Annotated in this window: 13 protein-coding genes and 1 pseudogene; 7 read left to right on the top strand and 7 right to left on the bottom strand. The window is 44.6% G+C overall.

All coding sequences use genetic code 11. From position 1 onward, the window contains the following. The first annotated feature begins 42 nt into the window (after positions 1 to 42). The 3 genes from AC2CG4_RS01955 to AC2CG4_RS01945 are packed head-to-tail and all read left to right on the top strand — an operon-like array spanning position 43 to position 3,428. Positions 43 to 1,596 carry a tryptophan halogenase family protein gene (locus tag AC2CG4_RS01955; RefSeq protein ID WP_484484648.1) on the top strand — a complete coding sequence of 518 codons (1,554 nt, stop codon included), beginning with the start codon at positions 43 to 45 and terminating at the stop codon, positions 1,594 to 1,596. Between the two features lie 37 nt (positions 1,597 to 1,633). Then, on the top strand, positions 1,634 to 2,395 hold the full coding sequence (locus AC2CG4_RS01950; RefSeq protein ID WP_484484647.1) for a SapC family protein: 762 nt from the start codon (positions 1,634 to 1,636) through the stop codon (positions 2,393 to 2,395). After that, positions 2,382 to 3,428 carry an SMP-30/gluconolactonase/LRE family protein gene (locus tag AC2CG4_RS01945; RefSeq protein WP_484484646.1) on the top strand — a complete coding sequence of 349 codons (1,047 nt, stop codon included), beginning with the start codon at positions 2,382 to 2,384 and terminating at the stop codon, positions 3,426 to 3,428. Before AC2CG4_RS01950 ends, AC2CG4_RS01945 begins: the two co-directional genes overlap by 14 nt. Here AC2CG4_RS01945 and AC2CG4_RS01940 read toward each other — a convergent pair. From AC2CG4_RS01940 to AC2CG4_RS01920, 5 genes are all read right to left on the bottom strand, one after another. After that, entirely contained in the window at positions 3,420 to 4,055 is a 636-nt protein-coding gene (locus AC2CG4_RS01940) for a bifunctional 4-hydroxy-2-oxoglutarate aldolase/2-dehydro-3-deoxy-phosphogluconate aldolase (protein ID WP_484484645.1), read from the bottom strand. The genes AC2CG4_RS01945 and AC2CG4_RS01940 overlap by 9 nt on opposite strands. Before the next feature lie 74 nt (positions 4,056 to 4,129). Beyond that, positions 4,130 to 5,191 (bottom strand): sugar kinase, encoded by a 1,062-nt coding sequence (locus AC2CG4_RS01935; protein ID WP_225318343.1) that lies wholly within the window; start codon positions 5,189 to 5,191, stop codon positions 4,130 to 4,132. Then, positions 5,136 to 6,395 (bottom strand): MFS transporter, encoded by a 1,260-nt coding sequence (locus AC2CG4_RS01930; RefSeq protein WP_484484644.1) that lies wholly within the window; start codon positions 6,393 to 6,395, stop codon positions 5,136 to 5,138. The genes AC2CG4_RS01935 and AC2CG4_RS01930 overlap by 56 nt, the downstream gene beginning before the upstream one ends. 8 nt (positions 6,396 to 6,403) lie before the next feature. Next, a complete protein-coding gene (locus AC2CG4_RS01925) occupies positions 6,404 to 7,558 on the bottom strand; it encodes a mandelate racemase/muconate lactonizing enzyme family protein (RefSeq protein ID WP_484484643.1) in 1,155 nt (384 codons plus the stop codon). Positions 7,559 to 7,571: 13 nt separating this feature from the next. Continuing rightward, positions 7,572 to 8,237 carry a GntR family transcriptional regulator gene (locus AC2CG4_RS01920; protein WP_484484642.1) on the bottom strand — a complete coding sequence of 222 codons (666 nt, stop codon included), beginning with the start codon at positions 8,235 to 8,237 and terminating at the stop codon, positions 7,572 to 7,574. A gap of 201 nt (positions 8,238 to 8,438) precedes the next feature. Here AC2CG4_RS01920 and AC2CG4_RS01915 point away from each other — a divergent pair, with 201 nt between their 5' ends. From AC2CG4_RS01915 to AC2CG4_RS01900, 4 genes and pseudogenes are all read left to right on the top strand, one after another. Next, the gene (locus AC2CG4_RS01915) at positions 8,439 to 10,751 is read left to right on the top strand and encodes a beta-galactosidase (protein ID WP_484484641.1); all 2,313 of its coding nucleotides are present in this window, start codon (positions 8,439 to 8,441) and stop codon (positions 10,749 to 10,751) included. Positions 10,752 to 10,976: 225 nt separating this feature from the next. After that, a complete protein-coding gene (locus AC2CG4_RS01910) occupies positions 10,977 to 11,279 on the top strand; it encodes a hypothetical protein (protein ID WP_484484640.1) in 303 nt (100 codons plus the stop codon). Positions 11,280 to 11,500: 221 nt separating this feature from the next. Beyond that, the gene (locus tag AC2CG4_RS01905; RefSeq protein WP_484484639.1) at positions 11,501 to 11,968 is read left to right on the top strand and encodes a hypothetical protein; all 468 of its coding nucleotides are present in this window, start codon (positions 11,501 to 11,503) and stop codon (positions 11,966 to 11,968) included. 87 nt (positions 11,969 to 12,055) lie between these two features. Then, positions 12,056 to 12,302: pseudogene (locus tag AC2CG4_RS01900) on the top strand (integrase core domain-containing protein); the annotation flags it as partial. Positions 12,303 to 12,466: 164 nt separating this feature from the next. Here the strand turns inward: AC2CG4_RS01900 and AC2CG4_RS01895 are convergent. Continuing rightward, positions 12,467 to 13,075 (bottom strand): GntR family transcriptional regulator, encoded by a 609-nt coding sequence (locus tag AC2CG4_RS01895; protein ID WP_484484638.1) that lies wholly within the window; start codon positions 13,073 to 13,075, stop codon positions 12,467 to 12,469. Positions 13,076 to 13,247: 172 nt separating this feature from the next. Next, positions 13,248 to 14,693: an aldehyde dehydrogenase gene (aldA, locus tag AC2CG4_RS01890; protein ID WP_484484637.1), complete on the bottom strand. Its 1,446-nt coding sequence runs from the start codon at positions 14,691 to 14,693 to the stop codon at positions 13,248 to 13,250. Between the last annotated feature and the right edge of the window lies 1 nt (position 14,694).

Raw genomic sequence — 14,694 nt, 5'->3', positions numbered from 1 at the left:
AACGAAACAGATTAAATGGATAATAAAAACGGCGGTGCAAATATGACAAAAGCAATAAAATCCATTGTCATTGTTGGCGGTGGTGCAGCCGGTTGGATTACCGCAGGCACGCTCGCAGCCAAAATACGCAGCCAGCATAGCGAAGGCATACAAATTAGCCTCGTAGAATCACCCAAAACACCCATCATTGGCGTCGGTGAAGGAACCTGGCCCACCATGCGTAACACCTTAAAAAAAATGGGCGTGCGTGAAACAGATTTTCTGCGTGAATGTAATGTGTCCTTTAAACAGGGAGCAAAATTTGTGCATTGGTGCACTGGCCAAAAAGACGATTTTTATTATCACCCTTTAGTTTTACCGCAAGGCTTTTCCGAGATTAATCTTGCGCCCCACTGGTTAGCTAATCCACACAACCAATCTTTCTCCAACGCCGTCTGCGTACAAGAAACCCTTTGTGAAGCGGGCTTAGCGCCGAAATTAATTACCACACCGGAATATGCCGCTGTTGCAAACTATGCCTACCATTTGGATGCCGGTGCATTTGCCGAATTTTTAAAAAAGCATTGCACTACCAACCTTGGTGTCACCCATTTATTAGCCGATGTTATTCATGTTAATGCCGCCGACAATGGCGATATCACCTCAATTGCTACCGATACACAGGGCGATATTGCAGGCGATTTATTTATAGACTGCAGTGGATTTAATTCGCTGCTGCTTGGCAAACACTACAAAGTGCCGTTTATATCCTGTAAAGATGTACTTTTTATCGACACAGCCTTGGCAGTCCACCTGCCCTATGAAAATGACAACAGCCCTATCGCCTCGCACACCATTTCTACCGCGCAGGATTCCGGATGGATTTGGGATATAGGCCTGCCAAGCAGACGCGGTATAGGCCACGTATTTTCCAGCGCGCACACCAGCACAGAGCAAGCCGAAGAAAAACTGCACCAATACCTCAGACAACACTCCTCCAACACCGAGCAAATTTCTGTGCGAAAAATTCCTATAACACCAGGGCACAGAGCAAAGTTTTGGGAAAAAAATTGTGTCGCTGTAGGGTTATCCGCAGGGTTTCTTGAACCGCTGGAGGCATCGGCATTGGTATTGATTGAAATATCAGCCGCGATGATTGCCGACCAACTACCAGCAACACGCCCCGCGATGGACATCATCGCAAAACGATTTAATGAAACTTTTTTATATCGCTGGCAACGCATTATTGATTTTTTGAAATTGCATTACACCCTTAGCAAACGCGACGACAGTGATTTTTGGAGAGACAATCGACGCTTAAGTAGCATTCCAGAAAGCTTGCAAGAGTTAATGACTTTGTGGCGCTACCAACCGCCTTGGCATATGGATTTTGATCGCGCGGCTGAGGTATTCCCCGCTGCCAGCTATCAATATTTACTGTACGGAATGGGCTACACAACAGAAGCCAGCACTCTAGGTATGTCGCAACACAATCAACAATTAGCGCAAGTGTTATTCAAAAAAAATGCAACGTTGGCGCAACAACTCAAAAGCCAACTTCCCAGCAACAGAGAACTTATTAACAAAATTAAAGAATATGGATTACAGCCCGTTTAATTTGGACTTTATTATCCAATTACGATAGCGAGAACATATGAGCACTTCTATTGAAATACTGAATCACCAAATACACACGCAACTGAAAGTGATTACTGAGCATGGTGCAGAATACGGTGAAAATATTAATAACGTTCCGGTATTGATCCATGAGCTAAAAAAATTAGCCCATGAATACCCGATATGTTTTATGAAAGACCCAGACACAGGTCAGTTTAATCTATATGCCCTATTAGGTTTTGCGCCTGAAGAGAATCTTTATTTAGATCAACACCAATGGAACGCCAATTATATTCCGCTCCATATCCAACGTCAGCCATTTATTGTTGGGCGTCGCCATGCTACTGAGAATACCCAAGCACCCAACACAGAACACGACAGTGGTTTTATTAGCATCAACAATCAGAGCAAACGTATTAGCCACACACAAGGAGAGTCGCTTTTTAATAGCAACGGAACACCCACCGCTTATTTAAATTCCATCAATGAATTACTGAGTCAATTAACACCCAGTGAAACCATGACAAAAGTATTTATTGCACAGCTATTAAACCATCAGTTGCTGGAATCGGCGCGCATTAACATCGCGCTTAATGACGGATCAAGTTTTAGTTACGAAGGTATCTATACCATCAACACCGATAGATTGAATAGTTTAAGTGAAGTGGAAATAAACCGGTTACAAGAGCAACATTTTTTGGCTCCCATAAAATTTATTATCCAATCCTTACAGCAATTACAACGTCTAATTGATTTTAAAAACAATCGCCTGCAAGGATCAACACATGAAACAGCTTAATGTAATTGCAATACTTTTCTTGATGACCTGCACTATTGCTGCTTGCACGACAAACAAATGGGATAAAAGTGAAGGCCACTTAGCGCCAGAACTCAACCAAGCGATAGGATCCATTGAGATTATTGATCCTCGTGCTTTGCAGCTGATCGACCCAACGAAAAAAATCTTTATTCGTGCCGATGGATTTCGCTGGACTGAAGGGCCGTTATGGGTTGATGAATTGCAAGCATTGCTATTCTCAGATATTCCCAACAACCGCATTATGCAATATCAACCCGGCATAGGAACTCGCCTTTATTTAGAGCCCGCTGGTGCAACTGCACTCTTTCCCGATGATGATAACGGTGGTTCCAATGGATTATTACTCAATAACAACAATGAATTGATTTTGTTGCAGCAAGGCGACCGACGCATTGCACTTATGAACGCCCCGTTAAACCGCCCTGCGCCACAATACAAAAATGTTGCCAGCGAGTTCAAAGGAAAAAGACTCAACAGCCCTAACGATGCCGTGCTCAGTCGCAGCGGAAATTTATACTTTACTGACCCTCCCTACGGCTTGGCAGGTGGCATGACTGACAAGCGTAGAGCCATTGCATTTCAAGGTATTTATAAAGTAACACCCTCAGGGGAAAGCGTACTGCTGGATGATCAAGTAAAGTCCCCTAACGGTATAGGCCTCTCAATAGATCAGAAAACGCTATACATCGGCGTGTCAGATCCAGAACATCCCCATTGGTTGGCCTATGACCTTGATGAGCAAGGAAACACATCGAATAAACGTGTTTTTTATGATGCGACCAAATTTAAAAATAACATCGAACACCAAGGTGTACCTGATGGAATGGCGACACATTCATCCGGCGTTTTATTTGCGACAGGCCCCGGTGGTGTGTGGGTCTTTTCTCCGGCGGGTGAAGTGCTCGCTAAAATTTACACTGAAAAACTCACCGCCAATTGCACACTTTCCAGCGATGAAAAAACTTTGTTTATTACCGCCCACGACACCTTAATGAGCCTGTCATTAAAATAATGTTGCAACTTTTTCTATTAGTATTTTTAACCGCTCAACCAAGCGCTGCGCTTCTTCTGGTGTACGCACCGGCGCAGCCAAACTCCCACCCACACCGATTCCTTTAGCACCTGAATTCGCCCAGCGTTCGACATTGAGTTCATTAATACCACCGACCGGAAAAAAAATTGTGTTGTTAAATGGTCCAAAAGCCAGAGATTTTAAATAATCAGGGCCCATTGGCTCAGCCGGGAATAATTTTACAATATCAGCTTGCGCCTCAATTGCAGCCACAATTTCCGTTGGTGTGAATGCTCCCATCACAACTGGAACTTCTTGCTCATGAGCAACCTTTACAACCGCGGAACTGGTATTCGGCGTCACTAAAAATTGGGCGCCTGCCGCCATCGCTTGCTGCGCAAGCGACACATTGGTAATAGTACCCGCCCCTACCAAAACCTCAGGAAACTCGCCACGAATACGACTAATCGCCGCACAAAAGTTGGGCGTATTGGCAGTCACCTCTAATACCTTTATTCCCGCAGCCGCCAAACATTGCACAATGGGAATAATATCTTCTGAGTGTTTTACTCGTAAAATGACAATTAGCTTTTCGGCAAGCAACTTGTTGACTCGTTCAAACTTCATCGATGTATTCCACTATTAATCCAGCAGCCTTAAACTTTGGCTGCATCTATTACTTGCGCTCAACAAAACACGAATTAACGCACCACATAACCAGCAGTATTACCCCGCGCCACCTCATTAATTTCTGTCTCGCTCATCCAAGCCTGATCGCCATAACAATTGTGCGCCAGCGCAAAGGCGGCATTGGCAAAATCAATAGTTTGTTGCGCTGACCAGGCTTGCTGATAGCCGTATAAAACTCCTGCGGCGAATGCATCCCCTGTACCTAATCGATCAAGGATATCTACCCGCAACTCGGTACTCTTAAACGAGTCGGCATTTTTCCTTAACAGTGAAGTGAGCGAATTAACTGAAGCGCTGTGATGAATACGGCTAGTAACGGCGGCATCTACATTAAACTCATCACCTAAAAATTCAGCCACAGCCTGAACTTCTGCAAGTGCATCAGAATTAAAAAATTGATATCCAAATACATCACTGATAACACCTGCATTGGCAAATACCAAATCGCAATACTGCATAATTTGTTTAAAATAGTGCTTGGCAAATGCCGGTTCTGGCCAAAGACTGCGCCTGAAATTGAGATCAAAACTTACTCTGACCCCCATGCCATGTGCAATTTTTGCAGCTTTGATTGTTTCTAGTGCACACTGCTCTGAAAGTGCTGGCGTTATGCCACTCAAATGCAATCGCTGTTTACCCTGCAATATTTCATTCCAATTAAATTCATTTTCAACGATGGTTGAAATAGCGGAGTATTTTCGGTCATAAACCACTCGCGTTGGACGAAGCGAAGCACCTAATTCGATAAAATAAGTACCCATGCGCTCTCCACCGAACAAGACATTATTCGTAGCTATACCGCAGCGATGGAGACTGGCAATAGCCTGTTCCGCAATTAGGTTGTCTGGCAATTTCGTAATGAAATCCGTCGCCACACCTAACCGAGCCAATGCGGCCGCAACATTCGCTTCAGCCCCTGCAAAATCTACCGACAATTGCTGTGCCACAATGAGCCGCTGCTGTGGTTGCGCTGGGGTTAAACGCAACATAAGCTCACCAAAAAATGTAATGCTCAATTTATTTCTCCAGATTAACGGCTGTAATGGGAGCAATTTTTCCCACCAAAAAAACATAGGAAAATAAGCCTGCCAATGCCAAACCGGTAATCAATAATAGCGCAGGCTTAAAGTCACCATCTTGTACCAAATAGCCAATTGCAATCGGCACCATAACGGCTGAAAGTCCACCAATAAAATTGAAACATCCGCCGACCAATCCCACCATTTTTTGCGGGGCAAGCAGTGATACAAAAACCCAGGCTATAGACGTTAATCCATTACCAAAAAAAGCGATTGACAGGAAAAAAGTTGCCCAGGCAATACTGTCGACATAATTTGCACCAACGACACTGGCAGATAATATAAAGCCAAGAATAATAGGCGCCTTTCTTGAAACCTCAGTAGAAACACCACGCCGCACCAAATAGTCTGACAAAAACCCAGCAAACAGAACGCCGAAAAAAGCAAACAAAAACGGAATAGACGCGTAAATTCCGGTTTTTAAATCACTCAAGCCACGATATTCGGCTAAATAGGTAGGAAACCAGGTTAGAAAAAAAATTAAGGTACCACCCAAACAAAACTGACCAATATAAATGCCCCAAAGTTTACGATTGGAGAAAGCTAATTTGATATTGCTCCAAGGTATTTCGATGGGTTCTTTTTTTGATGTAGCCGGTGATGATATGACCGAAGCGGTAGACTGAATTATTTTGTCACGATAAAAGTAGTGCCATACCAGTGCCCAAACAATTCCGATTAAGCCTGAAATAATAAACAACCCGCGCCAGCCAAATAACTCTTGAATGAATGCTAAAACAGGCATTAGAAATGCCAACCCAATAAATTGGCCTGAGGTATAAACAGCAATAGCTCCAGCACGCTCTTGCTCTGCGAACCATTGCGTCACAATTTTGTTATTGGCGGGATAGGATGGCGACTCAAATAAACCAATCGCCATACGGCACCCCACCAAAGCGGCAAAACTACTTACAACACCTTGAACTAAAGTCGCTAATGACCAAGCAACCAAAATAATGGGATATAAAATTCTAATGCGCAGCGCATCAACCAATAATCCACCAGGAATTTGCATAATTGAATAAGTCCAACCAAATGCCGAGAAGATAATTCCCATTTGCACTTTAGTTAATTCAAGATCTTGCGCAATAGCATTGGCAGCAACCGATATATTGGTTCTGTCCATGTAATTTATAACGACTGTCAAAAACAGCAGAATCAAAATTCCACTTTTACTTGCAGGTGCATTTTTTTTCATTATTTTATTCACCAATTGGTATAGGAGCCGTCCGGTTTTATAAGTCGCGGTGGCTCCCAATATTTGAAGGAAAGATTTTTAATTAATTGCTCATTAACATCCACACCTAATCCCGGGTCAGTGGGGATACTGAAACCATTAGCTTGCACGAGCGGGCGATGAGTAAAAATGCGATCGAATTCAGACATATCCCCGTCGTAAGGCGACAATTCCAAACTCGCGAGATTGGAAATAGCTGCACAATAATGAATGGAGGCAGCCGTACAAATAGGGCTAAGTGGATTGTGTGGCATCATGTCCACATATTTTGCTTCACATAACGCAGCAATTTTCATCGCCTCAGTAAAACCACCCGCATTACAAATATCTACGCGAGCAAACTGGGTTAACAGCGGCGCCAAATAGCGAGAAAAATCCCACTTGCTGGTGAACTCTTCACCAATAGCGAAGGGTATATCTACCATAGTGCGCAACGCTTGATAGGCCGCAGGGGATTCATCGCGAATAGGTTCTTCAATAAAATCCAAAGTGCCTGCTGGCATCCGCTGACAAAAAGAAGCCGCTTCGGCCACGCTCAAACGGTGGTGATAATCCACCCCTAACATTATTTCACTTCCCAAAGCTTCGCGTGCCTGCGTGAGCCAGTGAGAAGATTTGGCAATCGATTTACGCACGTCAAATACAGTCGACCTATGGCTTACACCATGCTCACCGGTAGTCGCTCGAATGGTTTGCCAACCATCGCTTTGTAATTGCAGTAGATGGTCAACAAAAGCGGGGCCAAAATCCAAGGCAGAAGTAACAAACAGCGGAATGCTGTTGCGCTGCTTGCCACCCAGCAACTGATATACAGGCACCTTCAAATGTTTTCCGCAGGCATCGTGCAGAGCAATATCCAGAGCAGAAATTGCAGCAGCCAATACTCGCCCACCTTCAAAATAATGACTCCGATACAACTCTTGCCACAGTGCACCTATATCCAATGCCGAGCGACCAATCAGAAATTGTTTAAAATGTTCAATAGCGCCTATTACCGCTTTTTCACGCCCTGATAAGCCTGACTCGCCCCAGCCATAGATACCCTCATCGGTCTCCACTTTAACCAAACAGACGTTGCGAAACCCCAGCCAAAAAGCATAGGTTTTAATATCCACTATGTTCATTCTTTGCTCTGTATTAACGAATTAATTTTGACCAGTAATCTTCACTGGAAGATAAATGCAGCGCTAATGCCTGCAGTGATTGCGCACCCTTGCCCGCGCGCAGTGCGTCAATTATCTGCTGATGCTCACCAATTGAATGCTCAATACGCGTACGACTGACCGCTAAATTTCCATGCATCGCAAGCAGCATTAGTCGTTTTGTTTTCCAAATCTTTAGTGCACTTTTGTTGTAGTGATGGCGATACATTTCCCAATGAAACAAATTGTCTAAATGCAAAAATCCCACCCGGTCATTAGCCGTTAAACCACGCATTTGCTGCAATAATTGATCTAGCTGTGCCACATTTTCATCGCTGTAATGATCCACAAACCAAGCCATAAAATACGGTTCAAGCAATTGCAGAATCTCAAATAGATCACGCATGCTGGTGTATTCAAAACTTGCCACGCGCGCACCACTATTTTTTTGCGAAGTTACAAACCCCTCACCTTCTAGCTGCTTAAGGGCCTCGCGCACAGGGTTTACGCCGGTTCCATAGCGCTCGGCCAATTGAGCCGTAACCAAGCGATTACCACTTACAAAAGTTCCCAGGGCGATATCTGCCAATATTTGCTCTACCAGCCCCTGCTCCCGCCCCAGGAGCACCGAAAAAGCCAATTCCGTATCTATCAACGCCATCATTACGCCTCATATTGCATACAATTAACATAATATTGTATACAATCTTAAATAATCAAGAGTTCTTTAGGTTGTCCATAAATTAACGCAACTTACAAAACCTTACATTGTAAATTGTTGACATAATTACCATTAGCTAAGAAGAATTCAACTTTCTGAAAGATCACGCGAGCCACTACCAACCCAAAAGAGGAGATAAAAATGAAAAAAAATCAACTACGTCTAATCAAGCAGATACTTGCTGGCACTCTGGCGGGGTTGTCACTCAGCTGCGCCGCCAATCAAGATTCCCCAATTGGCAGCGTCGAAAACTTTGATAGTTTTTCGCTGAATAAAGCTGTGGAAAATAACGTCAAGGCAAGCTTGATAGAGGGACAAGAGAAAAAATATGGCAAAGCACTAAAACTGGTATTCGAGCCCCGCGAAGAATCTACAATTGAGCTGCCTACTCCCGCTCAAGGTTATTGGAATTGGGATTACGTAGGTGATTTGAATCTAGCACTAGACGTTACCAATCCCGGCAGTCAATCGTTTCAATTTTGGTTGACATTAATAGATGCAAACGGCCGCAAACAAGAGCGCAGCGCAGTGATTAATGCGGGGCAATCTGCCCGTTTTTATGCACTCTTAACCGGGCGTGTTGCCAATGCGCAAACCGGCATGCGTGAAACTCCACCAGCATGGCAAACCAGCGAAGAGAAATTGGCGTGGCGCTCAGGCGATCGCGATTTTGATTTCACTAAAGTGACTAAAATTATTTTCAAAGCTTACGCCCAATTTGAAACCAATACCTTAATTGTGGACAACCTAGAGCTGCGTGTTAATCCAGCCCAAGATCCTGAATATCTGGTAGGGATAGTCGATAAATTTGGTCAAGCCGCCAAAAAAAATTACCCCACTAAAATTCATTCAGAAAAACAATTAAAAGCAGCGGCAGATGCCGAGTTAGCCAGTTTGGCCAATGCCAAACAACCGGAAGACAGATCGCGTTTTGGTGGCTGGAGCAAAGGCCCTAAATTGGAAGGCACAGGTTATTTCCGCACCGCAAAAGTAGATGGCCGCTGGTGGATGGTAGACCCGGAAGGCTATTTGTTTTTTTCCAGCGCTATCGCCAATGTACGTATGGCCAATTTGGAAACCATCACCGGTTATGATTTCAACGATGCCAGCGTGCGCAAAATAGATCCGGAAGAATTAACCCCGGAAGACTCGCGCGATATTATTCCTGTCGGTAAAAAATCCTTGAATTCGCGCTTTCTCGCGTCGCCTTTGCGCCGAGAAATGTTTGAATGGTTGCCTCCTTACGATCACGAGCTGGGCGAACACTATGGCTACCGTCGCACAGTGCACCAAGGCGTACTCGAACAGGGCGAAGTCTACAGCTTTTACAAAGCCAATCTGGAACGCCGCTACGGCCAAAGTTCACCCAATTCCTACATAAAAATCTGGCGCGATGTGACTCTGGATCGTATGGTCGACTGGGGCTTTACCTCATTTGGCAATTGGATTGATCCCATGTTTTACGACAACCAGCGCATGCCATTTTTTGCCAACGGTTGGATTATTGGCGACTTTAAAGTGATCTATTCCGGGCAAGACTATTGGTCGCCGCTACCCGATGTTTACGACCCGGAATTTAAACGTCGCGCGCATTTGACTATTAAACAAATTGCTCGCGAAGTAAAAAATACGCCCTGGTGTGTCGGCGTATTTGTCGATAATGAAAAAGGTTGGGGCTCGATGAAAAATGACCGCGCTCACTTCGGCGCTGTCTATTACGCACTCAGCAGAACTGCCGATGAAAGCCCTGCAAAGAAACAATTTACCCAATTGCTCACTAAAAAATACGGCGATATAGCGACGCTTAACCAAGCCTGGGGAACGAAGATTGACTCATGGTCAAGTTTTGCAACTGGCATCACTATGGACAAGTTGAATGATGCTTCTCGCGCAGATTTTTCTATGCTCTACGCCGATTACGCAGAAACCTATTTCCGCATTGTCAGCAGCGAACTAAAACGCGCCCTGCCCAACCATATGTACATGGGTGTAAGAATCGCCGCCGAATGGGGTATGCCGACTGAAGTGGTCGCCGCTGCAAAAAAATACAGCGATGTATTGAGCTTTAATAATTATCGCGAAGGCATGCACCCTGACACTTGGGAATTTTTAAAAGATTTGGATTTTCCCACCATCATCGGTGAATACCACATAGGCTCAACGTCGGATACAGATTTCTATCACCCCGGTTTAGTCATTGCCGCCAACCAAACCGACCGCGCAAAAATGTATGAAAACTACATGAATAGCGTAATCGACAACCCTTACATGGTGGGCGCGCATTGGTTCCAATATATTGATGACCCAGTCACCGGCCGCGCCTACGATGGTGAAAATTACAATGTAGGCTGGGTAAGTAATACCGACATCCCCTATCAACCCATGGTGGATGCAGCCAAGCGGGTGAATAAATCGCTCTATACACGCCGCAGCAAAATTCCGCCCATCCAATAAATGAAGTGCGGCCCTCAAGATTTAATCTTGAGGGCCGTCCACTTTTTAGCCCTTACGCTCCGCCCCTCTATAGCGCCAAAATTAATTTAAAAATAATAAGTCTAATAAAAGATCGAACCTGTAAAACCCAACCAATTTTGTCAACATTATACCATTGACATATAGAATTTCAGAAATTATCCTGCCCATGTAAATAAATATAAATAATTCAAGCGTGTTAAAGGAATGAGCAAACAGCTTTTTCGTCAACAAGCAATAGACTATCGCAAGCAAAGAGTGCTTGGAGATGTTGTTTTGCTACCTCAACTATCCCATACGCACATACTCAGCGCTTTATTGCTGTGGGTATTTGCTGTTTTTGTTTGGCTTTTGTTCAGCCACTATGCGCGCAAAGAAACCGTTGTAGGCTGGTTTGAGCCACCCGAAGGTATTATTCGTGCATATGCCGAAACCACTGGCATTGTTGAAAAGGTGTTGCTGTCTAAAGGTGAGCATATTGCAGAAAATATTTCATGCTTTGGACCATAAATCAACTTGCAGAAAGTACATTCCTGCATGCACCTCGCATTGTGGCTTGCCATTAAGAGAAATAGTTGCGAGCATTCGCATCAGTAATGTTAACCGGTAGTTTCGGTTGGTTTTGTAAAAACGCAGTTTCTTACAGCTCAAACCGTCGCAGCCATAACAGGCGCTCCAGCACCGCACACTTCGTGTGCTCTACAGCTTGGCGTTAGCAGCATGGATTGAGTATGGTAGACGTATTGTGGGAAAGGCATAAAAACATATGGAGCTGGTATATAAGACCTGTATTTGGCTTCGTATTATTTTATGGTGCTTGGCTCAATGATTGGTATGTTTTAGCTGCAGGCATCATTGGTCTTACTACTAGCTGGTTTTGGTTTCCTAAGCCTAAGGAAGTAAGCCCTGTCGTTGAAAGATTCATCGATATTGAGCGTAAATATCTTACCCCTCCATGGACCTTTACTAAGGTGGGGGCACTCGTAATTGTTCTTTTGTTTATTTTTGTTTCGGTCCTGATATTTTGGTATCGCTGGTTGGAGGCAGGTTTACTTCTAATGTGTACAGGAGGCCTTGCTAAGTCTTTTTGGAGTGTTAAAGTCGCAGGTAAGTCAGGCTTTATCGCTGCTGCATTCGGTATTTTTTGGGCGGTATTGTCGCTAAGTATCTATATGCTTTGGGTGTGGCCATACAACTAACAAACGCATCAAGTCGCTCGTAGGCTCGCTGGGACATCAAAACTACGCGGCGAATAGTATTTGGTGCTTAGCCCAATTTTAATCCAATCGCCGCAAACCAACGGCATCTGTGAATGATTCCATAAAACGATACCGCAAGAGTTTTATCACGTAACGTTCCGCAAAAAACTTTATGCAGCGCTGGAGGAGTTGCAAAAGGATCTGGACGAATGGATGAAATACTACAACAATGAACGAACTCATCAAGGCAAGGTTTGCTGCGGTCGCATACCCTTGGAAGCTTTGCTGGATGGTAAGAAGGTTTGGGCTGAAAAAAAATTTAGCTCAAATCTAAACTGACAGACACTCGTAAAAACCGGTAACTGTCAGATCGGGTCTGAGCTAGTACAATTTACAGCAATAAAAAACCTGAACTAAAACTGCCAACCAATATCATCAGGTGAAAGGCAACTCAAGCTCAGGTTAATCATCAATCAAACCAACCAAAAATTACTAACTTTACCGAATATTCGCTTTAAGCGCGGCAGTGGCTTCGCGAATATTGTCTTTGCGCAGTGCATCACTTATCGCTCTATGCTCGTTAACACAATCCACCGGCTTGGAAATACGCTTGTAATTCATACGCATGCGCAAAATGATCGGTTGCCATAAGTTAACCAGCTCTTCCCCACCCGCTTTCATAACCAGATAGCGATGAAAGTCCATGTCAGCCTTTGTCACCTCTGTGTAATCTTCGTTATCAAATGCATCTTGGAGGCGATCAAGAATTGCATCAATTTCGGCAAAATCTGCCTCCTGCAACTTGCCTTTCAAGCTTTTTACTGCATGAAGCTCAATCTTGGTGCGGATGTCGATCATCAACTCCTGCAGCTCTGGTGACAGAACACTATTCACCGAAACGCCACAATTATTTTTAGCGACCAACAAGCCTTCTTTGGTGAGTTGCAGTAATACATCGCGAACCGGGCCGCGTGAGACACCAAAGCGCTCAGCCAATGCCACTTCATTTAATTTGGCATTGGGCGGCATATCGCCCGCAATAATGTCTGATCTGATTTGATCAGCAATTTGATCCCGAACCGGAATGATTTTTTTTGTTTCTTTCATGATCTGGATGACCTTTTCGCAAATAGCCTTATTGGAGAGTGATATAAGGCTAAGCTATTTGCAGACATTAGACAATAATCTCTGCATATAACAATGGGTAGATGTGACTATTTGTTTCCAAAAAGCACATCTACCCACTGAGCCCGGCAATGATAAAACGGCGGATTAACGACTAATATTTTTCACTTAAATAAACAGTTTTCTTTTCCAAATATTGTTCCAAACCATACTTACCGTCTTCACCGCCGGCGCCGCTCATCTTCCAACCATTATGAAAACCCTGATGCTGCTCGCCAAGACCGCGGTTTACATAGACCTCTCCCACTTCCATTTCCGCAATAGAGCGATGGATGTAGTTCAGGCTCTGGGTAAATAAATAGGCCGACAGACCGTATTCACTGTCATTGGTGTAAGCAATGGCCTCATCGATACTGCTGATTTTCACAATTGGCAATATGGGACCAAAGGTTTCTTCATGAACCAAAATATTATCTTGTTTCACATTCACCAGGACTGTCGGCTCATACCAATTGCCCTGCTCAAAACCAGGCACTACCGCAGGTTTACCGCCACAGGCTAATTCCGCCCCCTGCGCCAAACCCTGTTTTACCAAACCATCAATCTGCTCGATTTCACGGCGATTAACCTTGGGGCCCATTTGCGTTGCAGGATTCATTGGGTCTCCCACCACCAAGGCCTTTACCTTAGGTACAAACTTGGCGACAAACGCGTCGTATACCTTTTCATGCACATAGAGACGCTCGGCACAGGTACAAACTTGTCCGCAGTTGGCAAAACGCGCCCAGAGCGCCTCTTCAGCGGCCAATTCCAGATCTGCATCTTCCATCACGATAAAGGGGGCTTTTCCGCCCAACTCCAACATGACAGGAGTTAAATGCTGCGCACTGGCCTTGTAAATGATTTGTCCGGCACGAGTACTACCAGTCATGGTAATTAAACGGGTGATGGGGCTTTCACATAGGTGCTGCCCTACTACCGAACCAGAGCCATTCACAATATTTAATACACCAGCAGGAATGCCGACATCATTGGCAATACGACCCAGCTCCAATGTTGTTAAAGGCGTTTCCTGAGTCGGCTTAATAACAATGGTGTTGCCTGTTATTAACGCAGGGCCAATTTTGCGGCCTGCCAATGCCAGTGGAAAATTCCAGGCAGTAATCGCTACCACTACGCCGCGCGGCACTTTGTGGATGTAGATTTTTTCATTGGGTTTATCGGAAGGTAAAATATCGCCTTCTATCGTGAGTGCATTGTCGCAGGCGTATTCGATAAACGTGGCCGTTGCAGTTACTTCACCGCGCGCCACATCGAGCAACTTGCCCTGCTCTTGCACCAACATAGTGGCAAGCAATTCAGTTTCATTGCGAATGGCCTGAGCGAATTTACGCAGCAATGTTGCACGCGCACGCGCCGTAAGGGCAGCCCAAGGCTTTTGTGCTGCCTGTGCCGCTTCTAATGCATCCTGTGCATCTTCTTTACATCCTTCGGGAATGCGGCCAATTTCAGCACCCGTACTTGGGCTGTAAACAGCAATATGCCCAGTGGCTTTTGATGGCACATATTGGCCATTAATAAAATTGAGATCATTTTTCATG

Source organism: Cellvibrio sp. ATLC23, assembly GCF_057196725.1.
This window is presented reverse-complemented; position numbering and strand designations above follow the sequence as displayed.